This window comes from Citrobacter sp. RHBSTW-00017, from assembly GCF_013797615.1.
GTDB classification, from domain to species: Bacteria; Pseudomonadota; Gammaproteobacteria; order Enterobacterales; family Enterobacteriaceae; genus Citrobacter; species Citrobacter braakii.
The window spans coordinates 4,815,509-4,835,558 of sequence record NZ_CP056899.1; the positions used below are offsets into that span (position 1 = coordinate 4,815,509).

Here is a 20,050-nt window from a genome sequence, read left to right on the forward strand (position 1 = left end):
CTCTGGCGAGGAGAAAGAGTGAAACCGAATAAGCAGGTTGCCGCCGCTACGATGAAAGATGTTGCTCTGAAGGCGAAAGTCTCAACGGCAACCGTATCCCGCGCATTAATGAACCCGGACAAAGTCTCGCAGTCAACCCGTAACAAGGTTGAACAGGCAGCGCTGGAAGTGGGATATTTACCCCAATCAATGGGACGCAACGTTAAGCGTAATGAATCACGTACCATTCTGGTGATTGTGCCGGATATCTGCGATCCGTTTTTTAGCGAAGTGATTCGCGGCATAGAAGTGACCGCCGCTGAGCAGGGATATCTGGTGCTTATCGGCGACTGCGCCCACCAGAATCAGCAGGAAAAGACCTTCCTCAACCTCATTATCACCAAGCAGATCGATGGCATGGTGCTGCTCAGTTCGCGCCTGCCGTTTGATGCCAGCGTGGAAGAGCAGCGCAACTTGCCGCCGATGGTCATGTCCAACGAGTTCGCGCCAGAGCTGGAACTCCCCACCGTGCACATTGATAATCTCACCGCCGCCTTCAACGCGATGAACTATCTGCTGGAACTGGGGCATAAACGCATTGGCTGTATCGCCGGACCAGAGGATATGCCGCTGTGCCATTACCGTCTGCAAGGTTACGTTCAGGCATTGCGCCGCAGTGGAATTACGGTCGATCCGCATTTCATCGCGCGCGGTGACTTTACCTATGAAGCGGGAGCCAATGCGCTTAAGCAACTCCTTGAGCTTCCACAGCCACCTACTGCGGTCTTTTGCCACAGCGATGTCATGGCGCTGGGGGCACTCTCTTACGCCAAACGTCAGGGTCTGAAGGTACCTGACGATTTATCCATCATTGGCTTTGATAATATTTCGCTCACGGAATTTTGTGATCCACCCCTGACAACCGTCGCACAGCCGCGTTTCGATATCGGACGTGAAGCTATGCTGTTACTGCTCGATCAACTACAAGGTCAGAACGTCAGCAGTGGCTCACGTTTACTGGACTGCGAGCTTATTATTCGGGGCACTACCCGGGCACTGACGTAAAGTAAAGTGCTTTCGGACTCCCCTGTCTGGTCAAAGGCCCGCCGCTTAAGTAACATGGCGGGCTGACGAACGAATAAATACAGCGAAACGATAGTGGCACAACGAGATTATGTACGTCGCGGCCAACCGGCACCTTCGCGGCGCAAGAAGAGCACATCACGGAAAAAACAACGCAATACGCCTGCGGTATCGCCCGCTATGGTTGCTATTGCTGCAGCCGTACTCGTGACCTTTATCGGTGGTCTGTACTTCATTACGCATCACAAGAAAGAAGAGTCCGAAACGCTGCAAAACCAGAAAGTCACCGGTAATGGCATCCCGCCAAAACCGGAAGAGCGCTGGCGATACATCAAAGAGCTGGAAAGCCGTCAGCCTGGCGTACGTGCGCCTACCGAACCGTCTGCAGGCGGCGAGGTACTGAACGCCGATCAGCTTACCAATGAGCAGCGCCAGTTGTTGGCGCAAATGCAGGCCGATATGCGCCAACAGCCAACGCAGCTCAACGAAGTACCGTGGAACGAACAAACTGCTGAACAACGCCAGCAAACGCTGCAGCGTCAACGTCAGGTGCAACAGCAGCAGTGGAATAACACCCAACAGCAGGCTCAACAGCCGCGCCAACGGGTAACAGAACAGCCGTACCAGCAGCAGCAAACGCGTACTGCGCAAACCGCACCGGTACAGCAGCCGAAGGCGCAGCCAAAACCTGCGGCCCAACAGCCGTATCAGGATCTACTGCAAACACCTGCGCATACCACCGCCGCTCAGCCGAAAACGCAGCCGGCCGCGCCGATAACAAATGAAACGCAGCCGCCAAAACAGACGGCGGAGAAAAAAGATGAACGCCGCTGGATGGTACAGTGCGGCTCATTTAAAGGCGCTGAGCAGGCAGAAACCGTGCGCGCGCAGTTGGCTTTTGAAGGCTTCAACTCACGTATTACCACCAATAACGGCTGGAATCGCGTGGTCATTGGTCCGGTCAAAGGCAAAGAGAATGCCGACAACACCATCAGCCGCCTGAAAGTTGCTGGTCACACAAACTGCATTCGACTCGCCACTGGGGGTTGAAACCCCCAAAATCCCCCCCATCTATACTTGCATTACGCCCCGCATACTGCGCGGGGCCTGTGTTTTGCATTTGTAACCAAGGGGTCTGCTCGTGACAACAATAGTAAGCGTACGCCGTAACGGCCATGTGGTAATCGCCGGTGATGGTCAGGCCACACTGGGTAACACCGTAATGAAAGGCAACGTGAAGAAAGTCCGCCGTCTGTACAACGACAAAGTCATCGCGGGCTTTGCGGGCGGTACTGCGGATGCATTCACGCTGTTTGAACTGTTTGAACGCAAGCTGGAAATGCACCAGGGTCACCTGGTGAAAGCTGCCGTTGAACTGGCAAAAGACTGGCGTACCGACCGTATGCTGCGCAAACTCGAAGCGCTGCTGGCCGTTGCGGATGAAACTGCATCACTCATCATCACCGGTAACGGCGACGTCATCCAGCCAGAAAACGATCTGATTGCCATCGGCTCCGGCGGTCCCTACGCCCAAGCTGCTGCACGCGCTCTGCTGGAAAACACCGAGCTTGGCGCACGCGAGATTGCTGAGAAAGCGTTGGATATTGCAGGGGATATCTGCATTTATACCAACCACTTCCATACCATCGAAGAATTGAACTCCAAAGCGTAAGGATCCCCCATGTCTGAAATGACCCCACGCGAAATTGTCAGCGAACTGAACAAACACATCATCGGCCAGGATAACGCTAAGCGTTCCGTGGCGATTGCCCTGCGTAACCGCTGGCGCCGCATGCAGCTCAACGAAGAGCTGCGCCATGAAGTTACGCCGAAAAACATTCTGATGATTGGCCCAACCGGCGTCGGTAAAACCGAAATCGCCCGTCGTCTGGCAAAACTGGCCAACGCGCCGTTCATCAAAGTTGAAGCAACGAAATTCACCGAAGTCGGCTATGTTGGTAAAGAAGTTGACTCTATCATCCGCGATCTGACCGATGCTGCCATCAAAATGGTCCGCGTTCAGGCCATCGAGAAAAACCGCTTCCGTGCCGAAGAGATGGCGGAAGAGCGCATTCTCGACGTGCTGATCCCACCAGCTAAAAATAACTGGGGACAGTCAGAGCAGCCGCAGGAACCTTCTGCAGCGCGTCAGGCGTTCCGTAAAAAACTGCGTGAAGGCCAGTTGGATGATAAAGAGATCGAAATCGATCTCGCGGCCGCACCGATGGGCGTTGAAATCATGGCGCCTCCGGGAATGGAAGAGATGACCAGCCAGCTACAGTCCATGTTCCAGAACCTGGGCGGTCAGAAGCAAAAACCGCGTAAGCTGAAAATCAAAGACGCGATGAAGCTGCTGATTGAAGAAGAAGCGGCCAAACTGGTGAATCCGGAAGAGCTGAAACAGGAAGCTATCGACGCCGTTGAGCAACACGGAATCGTGTTTATCGACGAAATCGACAAAATCTGTAAGCGCGGCGAATCCTCCGGCCCGGACGTGTCCCGTGAAGGCGTACAGCGCGACCTGCTGCCGCTGGTTGAAGGCTGCACGGTCTCCACTAAACACGGTATGGTGAAAACAGACCACATTCTGTTTATTGCCTCTGGCGCATTCCAGGTAGCGAAACCGTCTGACCTGATCCCGGAACTGCAGGGTCGTCTGCCGATTCGTGTCGAGCTGCAGGCGCTGACCACCAGCGATTTTGAGCGTATCCTTACCGAACCGAATGCCTCCATCACCGTCCAGTACAAAGCGCTGATGGCGACCGAAGGTGTGGACATCAACTTCACCGAATCGGGCATTAAACGCATTGCCGAAGCGGCCTGGCAGGTCAATGAAACCACCGAAAACATCGGTGCACGTCGTCTGCATACCGTTCTCGAGCGTCTGATGGAAGATATTTCCTATGATGCGAGCGATTTAAACGGCCAAAGCATCACAATTGATGCCGAATATGTGAGCAAACATCTGGATGCGCTGGTCGCAGATGAAGATCTGAGCCGTTTTATCCTATAATCGCGTTCAATGCATTTTCATCACTGTTGATGGGGCTGATAAAGCCCCATTTTTATTGGCGCTAAATATGACTGAACAACAAAAAATTAGCCGCTCACAAGCCTGGCTGGAAAGTTTACGACCTAAGACCTTACCGCTCGCCTTCGCGGCGATCATCGTCGGTACGGCATTAGCATGGTGGCAAGGATACTTCGATCCGCTGGTTGCTCTGTTGGCATTGATTACAGCAGGACTGCTGCAAATTCTGTCCAATCTCGCTAACGACTATGGCGATGCGGTCAAAGGCAGCGACAAGCCCGACCGCATTGGACCGCTGCGCGGTATGCAAAAAGGGGTTATCACCCAACAGCAGATGAAGCGTGCGCTGATCGTCACCGTGGTGTTGATCTGTTTGTCGGGTCTGGCCCTGGTTGCTGTAGCCTGTCACACGCTGGCGGATTTTGTCGGTTTCCTGGTACTTGGGGGCCTGTCGATTATCGCGGCGATCACCTACACCGTGGGTAATCGCCCTTACGGATATATCGGTCTGGGCGATATTTCCGTGCTGGTATTCTTTGGCTGGCTTAGCGTGATGGGAAGCTGGTATCTGCAGGCGCATACGCTGATTCCGGCGCTGATTCTGCCTGCCACCGCCTGTGGCCTGCTGGCAACTGCCGTGCTCAACATCAACAACCTGCGCGATATCAACAGCGACAGAGAGAACGGCAAGAACACGCTGGTAGTACGTTTAGGTGCCGTCAATGCCCGCCGCTACCATGCCTGCCTGCTGATGGGTACGCTGGTCTGCCTGGCGCTGTTTAACCTGTTTTCGCTACAAAGTCTGTGGGGATGGCTGTTTATCCTTGCCGCTCCGCTGCTTTTCAAACAGGCGCGTTACGTGATGCGCGAAATGGATCCTGCGGCAATGCGTCCGATGCTGGAACGCACCGTAAAAGCGGCGCTATTAACTAACTTGCTGTTTGTCGTTGGAATTTTCTTAAGTCAGTGGTCTCTTTAACTGACAAATATCAATTAACAATTTCAATTTTTAGAATCGCATAACGCCTCGCAACCCTTACAAATAGAGGGGCGCGAGGTTTTTCCATGTTTTTTATATTTTCCGGGGATACCTCGGGGATACCAACGAACGGTAAACACCGTAATCTATAAGTACTAAAATCAGCGTTTCCCAGCTTACTTAACCGATCACGGGGTCTGAAGCCCAACCGTACGAGAGCTTACGCTAAGTGCATTTTTTAATGCAGGTTGGGCGAGTAAAGAAAATGAGGGTTTTATTTACTTTTGCCATTAATGCCAGTATCCGTGCGGTTTCCGGCATTAACGGTCTTAATAAACCCAGTAATCAAATCAACGTAAACCTGACCGACAACGCCACGAATTTGTAGATTTAAATTCATAAGGTTACGTTTTTAGCGTCCGATCTCGTACGGTTGCCCCCCAAACCAGGGGGCTTAACGCTAGAAGCGGCGTAGCCGCAGTTTTTGACAATTTCGGATATTCCCCGCATTTTTTAACAGGAAAAAATTTACTTTAAGGCGTATTAAGGTGTTTTTACCAATGGATGATGTCTTCAATGATAAGGGAAATGAACGATATAGACCGGGGCGGGTTACGGCTGTTAACGCTTGGTGAGATTAACCTGGCCCGTACCCTCTACGCTTTCACCATCCGCTATAACGAAGTCTGGATCCACCGCAGCAGCTATCTACCTTTCAACCTCCAAAAGAACAACTACGCCATGACGCCCAACGGCGAGTTGTACTTTCAGGAAGGTACTTATGAGCCTGACTTTTCACAGCCGCATGTTAATAACGATCGCGTTAGTGGGCAGCATCTTTTTTTACATGAAATGATGCACGTCTGGCAGCATCAGCGCGGGATGATGGTAAGGATGCGGGGCCTGTTCTCTTGGGCAGTTGATTACTATTACACGTTGGATAAGGCCATACTCTTGGATTACGGCTTAGAGCAGCAGGCTGCAATGGTGGCTGATTATTGGCTGCTTAAAACGTATGGATTCGGCAACCGCTCTGATTTGTATCTCCTCAAGGATTACGATCCATCTGAACCTGTCCTTAGCCTCATATCCCGCTATGAGAAAGTGTTAGGGAGGTTTCCGCATTGAAACACTACTTTCTCATTCCTGCCTTTTTTGCGCTGACTGGGTGTGGCGCTGGCGATAGCGTTCCCCCATGGCGTAGTTTCCCCATTATAAATAATTCGCTTTGCTTCTCTGTCAATAAATCGGACGTTCTGAGCCGATACGGCGTTTATTCTGAGCAGGGGAATGAATACAAGACATTGGCGGAAAATTCGCATGTAGCTCTCTCCTATCCTGAAACGTGCTTAAAAATACCGATAACGCCGGGCTATATCTATGCGGCTTCATACACGTTGAACGGAAAGAATTACCGTTACAACTTTTTCATCGACAGAAACGGGCAAATATTAAGCACAAAATAAGGAAATCTATAAATGTCATTACCAGCTTATATGTATATTTATGATGAAAATGGACAGCTGATCAAAGGCAGTTGCATGGCGCAGGGCCGTGAGGGTGCAATTGAAATCATGAACAGCAGTTACGGTGTGTACCAAAACACATGCCGCAACACTGGTAAGCTGATGGGTTCGCGCGAACACAACGCTTTTACCCTGCACAAAGAGATTGATAAGACCTCGCCATATTTTGCGGTTGCAGTCTGCCAAAGTAAGCGGCTGCAAAAGGCAGTAATCCACTATTACGACATCAACGAGGCGGGTGTCGAATACGAGATTTACCGAATTACGCTTAACAACATCGTAATCATGTCCGTCAATGCTGCTCATGCTTATATGCCGGGTTCCCACACTCCGGGCATGATGGAAAATATAGCCATCACCTACTCAGGCATTGAGTGGTTTTATATCGAAGGGAATATCAAATACGACGATGACTGGAGCCGCCCGGTTGGTTACAACCAGCAGCAGAGGTAAATCGAATTGGCAGGCAGATCTGCTGAAAATAAAGAACACTTAGCAGACAACCTGCAATACACGTCGCTATTCCCGAACACGCTTACTTGCAATACGAGCGTACTTGGTCATCAATTCAACGTAAATCAAACCAATAATGCAACAACTTTATAGCCTGCTATAGCCCATTGTCTTACGGTATCAAGGGCCTTGAGCCAGCGGCCTAAATCATTATTTCTGATTTTAGTTGTTCTCCGTGTATTTCCATTCCAAAGCATTTTTGTACTTAAAATGGTTGTGGGCGGATCCGGTAACAATCTCCCGCCATCTTTATCACGGTAGCTATCATATGCATAGCGATAGACAGCACGCAGAACACGTGCCCATAAATCAGCCTGGGCTTTACTGCCTTTTTCTTCACGCCTGAACGGGCCACCAAACCATATGCCATGCCCGGTAATGATCTAGTGTCTCGTTTCCACCATTTCACACGTGATAGATGAAAGTTGAAGAACCATCCAGTCACCAGAATAATTATTGATGGTGTCTTCATATTTTTCGCTGGTCGTTTTTTTATACGCCCGGTAGCCAACCGGGATTTGATGTACTCATCCAAAGCATCAGACAGCGTTACCGCCCATTTTTTCTCTTCACGCCGCCGTTCGTTCGGGTTACGCCGTGTGATAGCTACTTCACTTAAGGCGTTATATACCCGCTCTCTGGCCTGCTCAATAGTCATATCCGGGAACTTGCCCAACGTCACACGGTAAAATTTTACGTCGCGCTTTCGGGACACACAAAAACTTTTGCTGCCACTAGACGTAACGCGCAGCCGCAACTCATTAACGACACTATCAGCATATTCAAGGCGTTTGCCGGCATCAGGAACGGGGAGTTCCTGATGCACGGCTTTGGTGAATCTGATCGTTCTCATAGGGCTTTCTTTTATGCTCCAGCAATCTTCCGGAGATACCTCGGGGATACTTTACAGAGGGAAATACGGGTAATTTCAGGTCATTATCGGCTGTTTTCAAAATCAGTAATCACCTGTTTTTCAATGAAAAATACGAATAGTTATTGATCTGGACACTAATTAACAATTGATGATTTTGCCAACAGTACACATAGCGCGATATACTGAAAATTCTCGCAGCAACTGAACGTTAAGCCTATGAAATACGATACATCCGAGCTTTGTGACATCTATCAGGAAGATGTCAACGTCGTGGAACCGCTGTTCTCTAACTTTGGAGGACGGTCGTCGTTTGGCGGACAAATCATCACGGTAAAATGTTTCGAGGACAACGGGTTGCTGTACGATCTGCTCGAACAAAATGGCCGTGGTCGCATTCTGCTGGTCGATGGCGGCGGTTCTGTCCGTCGTGCGCTGGTCGATGCCGAACTGGCACGACTGGCCGTACAGAATGAATGGGAAGGTCTGGTCATCTACGGCTCAGTCCGCCAGGTAGACGATCTGGAAGAACTGGATATCGGCATTCAGGCGATTGCCGCAATTCCGGTAGGTGCTTCAGGAGAGGGGATTGGGGAAAGCGATGTGCGCGTCAACTTTGGCGGCGTGACATTCTTCTCCGGCGACCACCTGTACGCCGACAACACCGGGATAATCCTCTCCGAAGACCCGCTCGATATCGAGTAAGTGAAAAAGGCCATCAGCAAGTTTGATGGCCTTTTATTTTCTTCATTCATCCGATTTGTAGTGAATGACCTTAACATCATAATTCCCAGCTCTTGCTTCAACAACGACACTCATCATCTCGCGACTTGCAGGATAAGATTCAACGTATGCGTTTAATTTTTCTTCTGCTCTGTGAATATCATTCTTAGGTATCCCCGTAAAAACTATTTCACTGCGTTGAAGATGGCTACCCTCATCTGTATGGCTTACAAAAAACCAGTCGCTGGATACCCTTGGAACCTGTTTAATCAATTTCGGCGTTAATAACTGATAAATTAATAAATCATGCTGCGTATAACATTTTTTTGTAAAGACACTCACCATGAAATAACAATAAAGCAGCGCAAAAAAAAGCATAGATACAATAATAACACCTAATCGTCGAAACGTCATATACGGCGTTCCCGAACATAATTTGGATTCACAACTGGTTTTATTACATCCATAAATAAGTGTAAGGCCAAAAATCCTGTAAGGATTCGAAACGATGTGACGTACTCAAGAATATAGACAAAGCAATACCTTGCAGAATTCGCTCCTGCAATCCTCGTCGCACCATGAATCTACGATATATACCAGTATTAATATTTAGACCGTGAATGCTTTTAGACATGCTTTGATGGTAATTTACTTCATAAAATTCACTATCACCACCACGAGGTCTTGTCATTTCAAACCATAATTTTTCAGCGCCTGCCGGATTAGCGTGGCCTAAATCAATCCACCCTAGATTATCTTTATAGATAAGACCATATCTAATATCTCTGGTGATAAATCGATCCGAATTATCAATAATATCGCTTCTTTTTGTCATATCGTATTCTTTGAAATTTAAGAATTACGATATCCTAAAGTCTACATAGTAAAAAGGCATCCATTATGGATGCCTTTTTAAAGAAATCAGAATTAGACTTCTTCCATACGCCCCAACAGGGCATGCAGACGATCCTGCCAGCCGTTCTGCTGTTCTTTCAGGTTGTTGTTCTCACGCTCCAGCTCTTCACGCTGCTGCTGTGCAGACTGAACTTCCTGCGACAGTGAGTTGTTCTTTTCTTTCAGCTCTTCGATTTCCATCTGCAACAGCGTGATGGTATCAATCGCCTGCTGTACTTTTGCTTCCAGTTTCTCAAACACTTCTAATGACATCGTCATACCTCTCCTGAATTGCAAGGCGTTGATGGATAAAAATCCTCGTCCCGATAACCGGCGACGCCTTAATAAAAACGAGCGCACTCTACTTAACACCGATTGTATGAAGCCGCGTCATCCCTGTCCAGCGGCATCCCGCGCAGATTGCGGTTTGCAACACTTTTCGTCTTTCTCCTGGTGACATTACTATCATAACTCTTAAGTGTTAACGAATTGATCATTGAAATGATTCAGCTCACACTATTTTTGTATAACAAATACCTCGAAATGGCGCGATAACGCTCATTTTGTTGATGGAGTACACACATTTCAATTTCGATATTTCTCGTTTTTGAGCGTTAACGATAAATTAACAGTGTGCCTACCGGCTCCGGGGATGTCAGTGACCTTCTCGCATACAATAAACATTAAACTCTCTTCAGGATCCGATTATGAGTCAAACATCAACCTTAAAAGGCCAGTGCATTGCTGAATTCCTCGGTACCGGGTTGTTGATTTTCTTCGGTGTGGGATGTGTCGCTGCACTCAAAGTTGCTGGGGCTACTTTTGGTCAGTGGGAAATCAGTATCATCTGGGGTCTGGGGGTAGCGATGGCTATCTATCTGACTGCAGGCGTTTCTGGCGCACACCTGAATCCAGCGGTAACCATCGCACTCTGGCTGTTCGCCTGTTTTGATAAACGCAAAGTTGCTCCTTTTATTATTTCGCAAATTGCCGGCGCCTTTTGCGCAGCGGCACTGGTTTACGGGCTTTATTACAATCTTTTCATCGATTTCGAACAAACTAACCATATCGTGCGCGGCAGTACCGAGAGCCTGGGTCTGGCAGGTACTTTCTCGACCTATCCGAACCCGCATATCAATTTTGTGCAGGCCTTCGCGGTTGAAATGGTCATTACCGCTATTCTAATGGGGCTGATTCTGGCTCTGACCGACGATGGTAACGGTGTACCTCGTGGTCCGCTGGCACCACTGCTGATCGGCTTGTTGATTGCCGTTATTGGTGCTTCCATGGGTCCGCTGACAGGTTTTGCGATGAACCCGGCACGTGACTTCGGACCGAAACTCTTCGCCTGGATGGCCGGATGGGGTGAGATTGCCTTCACGGGTGGTCGTGATATCCCTTACTTCCTGGTCCCGGTGTTTGGCCCGATTACCGGCGCGATTTTAGGCGCATGGGCATATCGCAAACTGATTGGTCGCCATTTACCGTGCGATGTCTGCGCGATTGAAGAGAAAGACGTTGCGACCAACACTCAACAAAAAGCTTCGCAGTAATGTGACTACGGGACAAATAATCATGACTGAAAAAAAATATATCGTTGCGCTCGACCAGGGCACCACCAGCTCCCGCGCGGTCGTAATGGACCACGATGCGAATATCGTTAGCGTTTCACAGCGCGAATTCGAGCAAATCTACCCGAAAGCAGGTTGGGTAGAACATGACCCAATGGAAATTTGGGCGACCCAAAGCTCCACGCTGGTAGAAGTTCTGGCGAAAGCCGATATCAGTTCCGATGAAATTGCAGCGATCGGTATTACCAACCAGCGTGAAACCACCATCGTCTGGGAACGTGAGACCGGTAAACCTATCTATAACGCAATTGTGTGGCAGTGTCGTCGTACCGCGGATATCTGCGAAAAGCTCAAGCGCGACGGTATGGAAGAGTACATCCGTAATAACACGGGTCTGGTAATTGACCCGTACTTTTCCGGCACTAAAGTGAAGTGGATCCTCGACCACGTAGAAGGCTCACGTGAGCGCGCTCGTCGCGGCGAACTGCTGTTCGGTACGGTAGACACCTGGCTTATCTGGAAAATGACGCAGGGACGCGTACACGTAACGGATTACACCAACGCCTCTCGTACCATGCTGTTCAACATCCACTCCCTGGACTGGGATGACACGATGCTGGATGCGCTGGATATTCCGCGTGCAATGCTGCCAGAAGTGCGTCGTTCTTCTGAAGTGTACGGCCAGACCAACATCGGTGGTAAAGGCGGCATTCGTATTCCTATCTCCGGTATTGCCGGTGACCAGCAGGCCGCTCTGTTTGGCCAGCTGTGCGTGAAGGAAGGGATGGCGAAAAACACTTACGGTACCGGCTGCTTCATGCTGATGAACACTGGCGAGAAAGCCGTTAAGTCCGAAAATGGACTACTGACCACCATCGCCTGTGGACCGACCGGGGAAGTGAACTACGCGCTGGAAGGTGCGGTATTTATGGCTGGCGCATCCATCCAGTGGCTGCGCGATGAAATGAAACTCATCAGCGATGCATTCGACTCTGAATATTTCGCCACCAAAGTGAAAGACACCAACGGCGTATACGTCGTTCCGGCATTCACAGGCCTTGGCGCACCGTACTGGGACCCGTATGCACGCGGAGCCATCTTCGGCCTGACCCGTGGCGTAAACTCCAACCACATCATCCGCGCAACGCTTGAGTCTATCGCTTACCAGACCCGTGACGTACTGGAAGCGATGCAGGCTGATTCCGGTATTCGCCTGCACGCCCTGCGCGTCGATGGCGGTGCGGTCGCCAACAACTTCCTGATGCAGTTCCAGTCCGATATTCTCGGCACGCGCGTTGAGCGCCCGGAAGTCCGCGAAGTCACCGCATTGGGTGCGGCGTACCTTGCCGGTCTGGCAGTAGGTTTCTGGCAGAATCTGGATGAACTGCAGGAGAAAGCGGTCATCGAGCGTGAATTCCGCCCGGGCATCGAAACCACCGAGCGTAATTTCCGTTACAGCGGCTGGAAAAAAGCGGTCAAACGCGCCATGGCGTGGGAAGATCACGACGAGTAATTCGTCATTGCCGGATGGCGACGTTACCTTGTCCGGCAATATCTTCGTGCGGGGGCAACCCCGCACACACATCAATAATCTAGTCCCCTCCCCTGTGCTACACTTCGCGCCATTCCTTTCAGCTACGAGTTTGCAATGAGACGAGAACTTGCCATTGAATTTTCACGCGTGACCGAAGCGGCCGCGCTGGCTGGCTATAAATGGCTGGGCCGCGGCGATAAAAATACCGCTGATGGCGCGGCGGTGAACGCCATGCGTATTATGCTCAACCAGGTCAACATCGACGGCACCATCGTGATTGGCGAGGGTGAGATTGATGAAGCGCCGATGCTGTTTATCGGCGAGAAAGTCGGAACCGGCCACGGTGATGCGGTCGACATCGCCGTCGATCCTATCGAAGGCACGCGTATGACGGCAATGGGCCAGGCGAATGCGCTGGCGGTGCTGGCTGTAGGAGATAAAGGCTGTTTCCTGAACGCGCCAGACATGTACATGGAAAAGCTGATTGTCGGCCCTGGCGCAAAAGGGTCCATCGACCTGAACCTGTCACTGGAAACCAACCTACGAAACATTGCAGCCGCGCTGAACAAACCACTGAGTGACCTGACCGTCACCATCCTGGCAAAACCACGCCATGACGAGGTTATTGCAGAGATGGCGAAACTGGGCGTGCGCGTCTTCGCCATTCCTGACGGCGACGTTGCGGCCTCGATTCTGACCTGTATGCCTGACAGCGAAGTTGACGTGCTGTACGGTATTGGCGGCGCTCCGGAAGGCGTGGTTTCCGCGGCCGTCATCCGCGCGCTGGACGGCGACATGCAGGGCCGCCTGCTGGCGCGCCATGACGTCAAAGGCGACAGCGAAGAGAACCGTCGTATTGGCGAACAGGAACTGGCCCGCTGCACCGCGATGGGCATTGAAGCGGGCAAAGCGCTGCGTCTGGATGAAATGGCGCGCAGCGACAACGTCATTTTCTCCGCTACCGGCATCACCAAAGGCGATCTGCTGGAAGGGATTAGCCGTAAAGGCAATATCGCAACCACCGAAACGCTGTTGATCCGCGGCAAATCGCGCACGATCCGCCGCATTCAGTCGATTCACTACCTCGATCGCAAAGATCCCGATGTGCAGGCGCACATCCTGTAATTGATTTGATCAATAGAGCCTTCCAGCCCATCCGGGCTGGAAATCTTTCGTCCAACGAACGAAGATAAGGCAATCAAAGCAGACAGGAGAAAACCATGGCAGATTGGGTAACAGGCAAAGTCACAAAGGTGCAGAACTGGACCGATGCCCTGTTTAGTTTGACCGTGCGAGCTCCGGTTCTTCCTTTCACTGCAGGTCAGTTCACCAAGCTTGGCCTTGAGATCGACGGTGAGCGCGTCCAGCGCGCCTATTCCTACGTGAATGCGCCCGATAACCCCGACTTAGAATTTTATCTGGTGACGGTTCCCGACGGCAAACTCAGCCCTCAACTGGCGGCGCTAAAGCCTGGCGATGAAGTTCAGGTGGTGAGTGAGGCCGCTGGTTTCTTCGTGCTGGATGAAGTCCCTGATTGCGAAACGCTATGGATGCTGGCAACCGGCACAGCTATCGGCCCGTATTTGTCGATTCTGCAGTTAGGCAAAGACCTGGGTCGCTTTAAAAATCTGGTGCTGGTCCACGCCGCACGCTATGCCGCCGATTTGAGCTACCTGCCATTGATGCAGGCGCTGGAAAAGCGCTACGAAGGTAAATTACGCATCCAGACGGTTGTTAGCCGTGAGACAGCCGTAGATTCGCTGACCGGGCGTGTACCGGCGCTGATTGACAGCGGTGAACTGGAAAAGGCGGTAGGGCTGCCAATGGATAAAGAAACCAGCCATGTGATGCTATGCGGAAATCCACAAATGGTACGCGACACGCAGCAACTGCTGAAAGAGACCCGGGAGATGACCAAACACCTGCGCCGTCGACCGGGCCATATGACTGCTGAACACTACTGGTGAGGGTTGCCGGGAGGCGCTTGCGCTTCTCCGGTCGACAACTACTGGCGCTCGGCTTTGTACTTTACGTCCTGCGTATCCTTACCATATTTATTTTCGTCCTGGGTGCCAACGAACGCGCCCAGATCGATGAGCATGCCGACCAGAATGAGCGTCGGAACAAAGCGACCAACCGCCCATTGCCAGACGCCGGGTAACATCGTCCAATTTCCGGCCAGCAGCATCCACGCCAAAATCATCAGCAGCGCCCACGCTCCAGAACGTCCCCGATCGTGCAGGCGTTTTACCGTCACTGCCGCCGTCGGCCATAGCAGACAAACCAGACAAAATGCCGCAGTCTGAATATCGAGTAATTGCTTGCTCGCCAGCGAGAACAAAACCAGCATTCCGACGATCCACAGACCTATCCAAATCCAGAAATCACGGCGCCCGATGCGCCCTTTAAATGAGAATAACCACTGCTGTATGGTCATGTAAGTTCCTTTATTATTACCTTCCAGAACAGTTTACCCTTTTGACAAGCCCGACAGTTACCGTTTTAATCGTGAGCAGTCATAACGAAAGGTACGATTGATGAAGCAAGGATTTACACTGTTTTTATTATTGTTTTCAGCCTTCACCGCGAGCGTTGCGGCACGGGCGGAAGAGCCATCGACGGCAACCACAGCCCCCTATTTACTGGCGGGTGCGCCGACCTTTGACCTGTCGATTAGCCAGTTTCGCGAAAACTTTAATACGCAGAATCCGAAGCTTATCCTGAATGAGTTCCGCGCCATCGACAGCAGCCGCGATCGGGCAAACCTCACCCGCGCGGCCAGTAAAATCAATGAAAACCTGTATGCGTCCTCCGCCCTTGAGCGCGGCACGCTAAAAATCAAAAGTATGCAGATAACCTGGTTGCCGATTCAGGGACCAGAACAAAAGGCGGCCAAAGCGAAAGCGCTGGAATACATGACCGCCGTCATTCGTACCGTCGCGCCGCTACTGACGAAAGAACAGAGCCAGAAAAAGCTGCAAAAACTACTCGCTGCCGGCAAAGGTAAACACTATTACGCCGAAACAGAAGGCGCAATTCGCTATGTTGTGGCAGATAACGGTGAAAAAGGGCTGACCTTCGCTGTTGAACCGATTAAGCTGGCACTATCAGAAAGTCTTGAGAAGGCGAATTGATGACAAAAAGCAAAGCCTTTCCGCAGACGAATCTCTATACTGTTTCACAGACCATGCTGCCCTGACGGGCGGCCATATTCCTTAATTCGCTGACAAGCGTGGAGAAATGAAATGCGACATCCTTTAGTGATGGGTAACTGGAAACTGAACGGCAGCCGCCACATGGTAAACGAACTGGTTGCTAATCTGCGTAAAGAACTGGCTGGCGTTGCTGGCTGTGCAGTAGCAATCGCTCCGCCGGAAATGTATATCGACCTGGCGAAACACGCCGCTGCCGGTAGCCACATTATCCTGGGCGCGCAGAACGTTGACCTGAACCTGTCTGGCGCATTTACCGGTGAAACAAGTGCTGAAATGCTGAAAGATATCGGCGCGCAGTACATCATTATCGGTCACTCTGAACGTCGTACTTACCACAAAGAGTCTGACGAGCTGATCGCTAAAAAATTCGCCGTGCTGAAAGAACAAGGTCTGACTCCGGTTCTGTGCATCGGTGAAACCGAAGCAGAAAACGAAGCGGGCAAAACTGAAGAAGTCTGTGCACGTCAGATCGACGCCGTTCTGAAAACTCAGGGCGCGGCAGCATTCGAAGGCGTCGTTATCGCTTACGAACCAGTTTGGGCTATCGGTACCGGTAAATCTGCAACTCCTGCTCAGGCTCAGGCTGTTCACAAATTCATTCGTGACCACATTGCTAAAGCTGACGCGAAAATCGCTGAACAAGTTATCATCCAGTACGGCGGTTCCGTAAACGCAGCGAACGCAGCAGAACTGTTCGCTCAGCCGGACATCGATGGCGCGCTGGTTGGCGGTGCTTCTCTGAAAGCAGATGCCTTCGCGGTCATCGTTAAAGCAGCAGAAGCGGCTAAACAGGCGTAATGCTGTTGAGGCGGGTAGCGCTTCGCTGACCCGTCCTCCAAGACTGTAGGCCCGGTAAGCGTTAGCGCTACCGGGCTTTTTTTACAACTTACCCAACACGCTAAACCACAGATAATCCAGCGGCAGAAGAAGCAGATATGTTGCCGTCGCCAGCGCGATACACAGCAGCATCCCCGCCCTCGCAGGCACTTTCCCAAGCGCCATCGCCACCACAATCGGCGAAGCCTGATACGGCAGTAGCGGTGTGGAATACCCCAATACCTGAATCATAATTACCGACAGCAGCGGGAACCCAGTCGCATCGGCAAAACTTTGCGCCAGAGTGGTATACAGCGCCGGAACGCCGTTCGCCGTCATAATAAAATTGAGTGCGGTGGTAATGCCGGTCAGCGCGAGAAAGCTGGTAAATGGTTTTTCCGCATCCAGCGGCATCACCTGTAACAGCGCCTCGCCCACTGCATTGCCAATGCCGGTCTGGGTAACGGTAATTGCCAACCCCAGAATCCCCGCCACGTAAATGCAGGTCCTGATATTTACCCCGGAGGAAAACTCGTCGCCATTGATAAAACCAACCCGTGGTAGCAGCGTGATAACCGCCGCCGCCAGCCCGGTCCACGCAGGCCCTATACCGTGCCAGCTTTCACTTACCCACAGCAGCAGCACCACTGCTAGCATCCAGGCCAGGCGTTTTTCATCCCGGCTCATTGGTTCCGCTGGCGTGAGATCGCGCGGTGCGTGGGGCTTGCCAGGGAACAGCCAGCAGATAAGCATGATGAGCACCGCGCCTTTAAGCCAGCCCAGAACCGGCGTATGCAGCAGCAAATAGGGAAGATAATTGAGGTGGATGCCGTAAGAGCCTTCCGCCGCGCCGCTCATTACCAGATTGGGCACGTTAGCGGGTAAAATGGTCGCGGAAAGCTGGAACGTCCCAAACCCGACGGCCAGCGCCAGACCATACCAGGCGCGCGTACCCTCGTTAATTCCGGCACGCTTCGCCATTGCGGCAACAATCGGCATCAGCAGCGCAATACGCCCCATATTGGACGGCATCACAAACGCCAGCGCGTAACTGAGCAGCACCACGCTCGCTACCATTAACGGCCAGGAATCGGTCAATCGCGATGACAGCGCTCTCGCCGCCCTGTCCGCCAGCCCCGTTTTGCGAATCGCGATACCCAGCACAAAACCACTAAAGACCAGCCAGAATGCCGAAGACGCAAATCCGCCAAAGATCACATCCGCAGGTGCGATTTTGGCGACCATTGCTACGGCAAAGAACAGCAGCGCCGTTATAAACTCCGGCAGTAGCGACGTCGCCCAGAGCAGGATGGTAATGCCAACCACCAGAGAGGGGATAAACAGAGGGTGTGTAAGCCAGAGCGACATGCCTGTCTCCTGTTGTTTTTTTCAACAAGAATACGGGGACAGACATGCGGAGTAAATGCCAGATTAGGTGGGGTTAACGCAGAATATCACATTGATGATCCTGAATTTCCTCAGCGGAGGCGAGATTGAGCGACAACAGATTGCGCTGGGTCGCCAGCAGGACAAAGGACTCATCGCTCTGACGCACCATCGCCAGCGCATAGCTGCCCATGTGCTCACGCGCATCCGGCACCTCTTCTGCCAGCATCATAAACGGGCTGCGTTGCGCCAGTTCATTTTCCGTGACGCGACGCGCCAGATATTCATGACCGCGCAGCCCACCCGGTAATGGCAGCCAACGAGTGCTGATTTTCGCCAGATTGTCATCCAGCTGTTTTCTGACATCGGTTCGCAGGCAGGAGATATGAATATGCAGATGATTTTGCGTACGCCCGCTACGCGAGTTAATGGTCAGCGATACCGCTTTGTCAGGGATTTCCTGACCGTATTTTTGGCTCATAAAGCTGCGCGCCTGCCAGGCCAGCCAGAAAAAGTTCGGCGTACCTGATTTCAGCAGCAGCGGGCTTTCCGTTCCGTTGATGCGCCAGGTCGGCATCAACAGGTATTGCAGTGGGCCGTTACGATCCTTGAACACCACATATCCGGCATCCGGCTTCACTTCGGCGCACGGCGTGGGATCCTGCTGCTGCAACTGGTGCGGCAGGCATTGCTGAAGAACAATCTGGCGTAATGCGTCCGGGTTACCAGTGAATTTCCAGTACCCGATACCTGCAGCAGCGGCGACTACAATCACCGCCAGTAAAAGATAGCCTGCTTTTTTCATTACGCGTTCCCTGTATCTCATTGAAGGGCAAGAGTAACGCAAAACCATGACAAATAAAAAACCCGGTCGCGTTATGCCACCGGGTCGGTAAATCACAGACTTATTTAGCGCTTGCTGATCTGGTCAAACGTACCACCGTTAGAGAAGTGCTCTTTCTGCGCTTTCGTCCAGCCGCCAAACTCTTCGTCGATGGTGAACAGTTTCAGCTTCGGAAATGCATTTTCGTATTTCTTCGCAACGTCTGCATCACGCGGACGATAGTAGTTTTTCGCTGCAATTTCCTGACCTTCCGGAGAGTAGAGATATTTCAGGTAGGCTTCCGCCACCGTTTTGGTGTCTTTCTTTTCCACGACTTTATCGACCACAGAAACGGTCGGTTCCGCGAGGATAGATTCACTCGGCGTCACTATCTCGAATTTGTCTTTGCCCAGCTCGTTTGTCGCCAGCAGGGCTTCGTTTTCCCAGGCGATCAGCACATCACCGATACCGCGTTCAACGAAGGTATTGGTTGAGCCACGCGCACCGGAGTCCAGCACTTCAACATTCTTATACAGGGCCTTCACGAAGTCTTGTGCCTTGGCCTGATCGTTGTTGTTGTGGTGCAAGGCGTAGCCCCATGCCGCCAGATAGTTCCAGCGTGCGCCGCCTGAGCTTTTCGGGTTTGGTGTAATGACCGACACGCCTGGTTTGATCAGATCGTTCCAGTCATGAATTTGTTTGGGGTTGCCTTTGCGGACCAGGAAAACGATGGTGGAGGTGTATGGCGCGGAGTTATCCGGCAGACGCTTAATCCAGTTTTTATCGATACGACCACGTTCAGCAATGGCATCCACGTCGTAAGCCAGTGCCAGCGTCACGACATCGGCTTCAATGCCGTTAATGACGGAGGTCGCTTGTTTACCCGAACCGCCATGCGACTGGCGGATCACGACGTTGTCGCCCGTTTCCTGCTTCCAGTGCGCGCTAAAGGCCTTATTGTACTGCTCGTACAGTTCACGCGTTGGATCGTACGATACGTTAAGTAACTGAATATCCTTTGCCAGAACGCTGGTCGATGCCAGCAATAATGTTAACCCTACGCCCCATTTGTTCATCGCCCAGCTCTCTTATGTGGTGTTGTGATG

The 20,050-nt window shown here is 51.6% G+C and carries 23 protein-coding genes; 15 read left to right on the top strand and 8 right to left on the bottom strand.

From position 1 onward, the window contains the following. Window positions 1-18: 18 nt before the first annotated feature. From cytR to tssD, 8 genes are all read left to right on the top strand, one after another. Complete coding sequence (gene cytR / locus HV037_RS23175; protein ID WP_016157916.1) at window positions 19-1,044, top strand: DNA-binding transcriptional regulator CytR; 1,026 nt, start codon at window positions 19-21, stop codon at window positions 1,042-1,044. 93 nt (window positions 1,045-1,137) lie between these two features. Next, window positions 1,138-2,112: a cell division protein FtsN gene (gene ftsN / locus HV037_RS23180; protein ID WP_071600361.1), complete on the top strand. Its 975-nt coding sequence runs from the start codon at window positions 1,138-1,140 to the stop codon at window positions 2,110-2,112. 91 nt (window positions 2,113-2,203) lie between these two features. Beyond that, a complete protein-coding gene (gene hslV / locus HV037_RS23185) occupies window positions 2,204-2,734 on the top strand; it encodes an ATP-dependent protease subunit HslV (protein WP_003028805.1) in 531 nt (176 codons plus the stop codon). A gap of 9 nt (window positions 2,735-2,743) precedes the next feature. Further along, window positions 2,744-4,075, top strand: coding sequence for an HslU--HslV peptidase ATPase subunit (gene hslU / locus HV037_RS23190; RefSeq protein WP_003028803.1), 1,332 nt, complete (start codon window positions 2,744-2,746; stop codon window positions 4,073-4,075). Window positions 4,076-4,142: 67 nt separating this feature from the next. Beyond that, a complete protein-coding gene (gene menA / locus HV037_RS23195) occupies window positions 4,143-5,072 on the top strand; it encodes a 1,4-dihydroxy-2-naphthoate polyprenyltransferase (RefSeq protein WP_019077909.1) in 930 nt (309 codons plus the stop codon). 576 nt (window positions 5,073-5,648) lie between these two features. Next, window positions 5,649-6,200 carry a hypothetical protein gene (locus tag HV037_RS23200; protein ID WP_016157913.1) on the top strand — a complete coding sequence of 184 codons (552 nt, stop codon included), beginning with the start codon at window positions 5,649-5,651 and terminating at the stop codon, window positions 6,198-6,200. Further along, entirely contained in the window at window positions 6,197-6,538 is a 342-nt protein-coding gene (locus tag HV037_RS24855; protein ID WP_336298143.1) for a putative T6SS immunity periplasmic lipoprotein, read from the top strand. Before HV037_RS23200 ends, HV037_RS24855 begins: the two co-directional genes overlap by 4 nt. A 12-nt stretch (window positions 6,539-6,550) precedes the next feature. After that, window positions 6,551-7,051, top strand: a complete 501-nt coding sequence (gene tssD / locus HV037_RS23205) for a type VI secretion system tube protein TssD (RefSeq protein ID WP_075848790.1) — start codon at window positions 6,551-6,553, stop codon at window positions 7,049-7,051. Window positions 7,052-7,316: 265 nt separating this feature from the next. Here tssD and HV037_RS23210 read toward each other — a convergent pair whose 3' ends face one another. Further along, a complete protein-coding gene (locus HV037_RS23210; protein WP_016157910.1) occupies window positions 7,317-7,964 on the bottom strand; it encodes an Arm DNA-binding domain-containing protein in 648 nt (215 codons plus the stop codon). 237 nt (window positions 7,965-8,201) lie between these two features. Between HV037_RS23210 and rraA the strand changes: the two genes are divergently transcribed. Continuing rightward, the gene (gene rraA, locus HV037_RS23215) at window positions 8,202-8,687 is read left to right on the top strand and encodes a ribonuclease E activity regulator RraA (RefSeq protein WP_008787034.1); all 486 of its coding nucleotides are present in this window, start codon (window positions 8,202-8,204) and stop codon (window positions 8,685-8,687) included. Between the two features lie 42 nt (window positions 8,688-8,729). Here rraA and HV037_RS23220 read toward each other — a convergent pair whose 3' ends face one another. From HV037_RS23220 to zapB, 3 genes are all read right to left on the bottom strand, one after another. Continuing rightward, window positions 8,730-9,119 (bottom strand): hypothetical protein, encoded by a 390-nt coding sequence (locus tag HV037_RS23220; protein ID WP_047415575.1) that lies wholly within the window; start codon window positions 9,117-9,119, stop codon window positions 8,730-8,732. A gap of 43 nt (window positions 9,120-9,162) precedes the next feature. Beyond that, window positions 9,163-9,540 (bottom strand): hypothetical protein, encoded by a 378-nt coding sequence (locus HV037_RS23225; RefSeq protein ID WP_233896665.1) that lies wholly within the window; start codon window positions 9,538-9,540, stop codon window positions 9,163-9,165. A gap of 92 nt (window positions 9,541-9,632) precedes the next feature. Next, complete coding sequence (zapB, locus tag HV037_RS23230; RefSeq protein ID WP_019077914.1) at window positions 9,633-9,878, bottom strand: septal ring assembly protein ZapB; 246 nt, start codon at window positions 9,876-9,878, stop codon at window positions 9,633-9,635. 428 nt (window positions 9,879-10,306) lie between these two features. Here zapB and HV037_RS23235 point away from each other — a divergent pair, with 428 nt between their 5' ends. The 4 genes from HV037_RS23235 (at window position 10,307) to fpr (ending at window position 14,671) form a co-directional block, all read left to right on the top strand. Beyond that, window positions 10,307-11,152, top strand: coding sequence for an MIP/aquaporin family protein (locus tag HV037_RS23235; protein ID WP_016155255.1), 846 nt, complete (start codon window positions 10,307-10,309; stop codon window positions 11,150-11,152). Window positions 11,153-11,174: 22 nt separating this feature from the next. Next, window positions 11,175-12,683 carry a glycerol kinase GlpK gene (gene glpK, locus HV037_RS23240; RefSeq protein WP_016155254.1) on the top strand — a complete coding sequence of 503 codons (1,509 nt, stop codon included), beginning with the start codon at window positions 11,175-11,177 and terminating at the stop codon, window positions 12,681-12,683. A 135-nt stretch (window positions 12,684-12,818) separates the two neighbouring features. Continuing rightward, the gene (gene glpX, locus HV037_RS23245) at window positions 12,819-13,829 is read left to right on the top strand and encodes a class II fructose-bisphosphatase (RefSeq protein ID WP_016155253.1); all 1,011 of its coding nucleotides are present in this window, start codon (window positions 12,819-12,821) and stop codon (window positions 13,827-13,829) included. 95 nt (window positions 13,830-13,924) lie between these two features. Beyond that, window positions 13,925-14,671, top strand: a complete 747-nt coding sequence (gene fpr / locus HV037_RS23250; RefSeq protein WP_103284380.1) for a ferredoxin--NADP(+) reductase — start codon at window positions 13,925-13,927, stop codon at window positions 14,669-14,671. 38 nt (window positions 14,672-14,709) lie between these two features. Here fpr and HV037_RS23255 read toward each other — a convergent pair whose 3' ends face one another. Next, complete coding sequence (locus tag HV037_RS23255; protein WP_016155251.1) at window positions 14,710-15,141, bottom strand: DUF805 domain-containing protein; 432 nt, start codon at window positions 15,139-15,141, stop codon at window positions 14,710-14,712. A 100-nt stretch (window positions 15,142-15,241) separates the two neighbouring features. On the opposite strand from HV037_RS23255, the gene HV037_RS23260 reads away from it, so the two are divergent. Both HV037_RS23260 and tpiA read left to right on the top strand, forming a co-directional pair. Then, the gene (locus HV037_RS23260; protein ID WP_016155250.1) at window positions 15,242-15,838 is read left to right on the top strand and encodes a YiiQ family protein; all 597 of its coding nucleotides are present in this window, start codon (window positions 15,242-15,244) and stop codon (window positions 15,836-15,838) included. A gap of 111 nt (window positions 15,839-15,949) precedes the next feature. Further along, a complete protein-coding gene (gene tpiA / locus HV037_RS23265; protein WP_003028783.1) occupies window positions 15,950-16,717 on the top strand; it encodes a triose-phosphate isomerase in 768 nt (255 codons plus the stop codon). A gap of 81 nt (window positions 16,718-16,798) precedes the next feature. On the opposite strand, the gene HV037_RS23270 is transcribed toward tpiA, so the two are convergent. The 3 genes from HV037_RS23270 to sbp form a co-directional block, all read right to left on the bottom strand. Continuing rightward, a complete protein-coding gene (locus HV037_RS23270; RefSeq protein WP_103284381.1) occupies window positions 16,799-18,103 on the bottom strand; it encodes an SLC13 family permease in 1,305 nt (434 codons plus the stop codon). A 73-nt stretch (window positions 18,104-18,176) separates the two neighbouring features. Next, window positions 18,177-18,926 (bottom strand): CDP-diacylglycerol diphosphatase, encoded by a 750-nt coding sequence (locus tag HV037_RS23275; protein WP_019077918.1) that lies wholly within the window; start codon window positions 18,924-18,926, stop codon window positions 18,177-18,179. A gap of 104 nt (window positions 18,927-19,030) precedes the next feature. Continuing rightward, entirely contained in the window at window positions 19,031-20,020 is a 990-nt protein-coding gene (sbp, locus tag HV037_RS23280; RefSeq protein ID WP_016155247.1) for a sulfate/thiosulfate ABC transporter substrate-binding protein Sbp, read from the bottom strand. Window positions 20,021-20,050 lie beyond the last annotated feature (30 nt).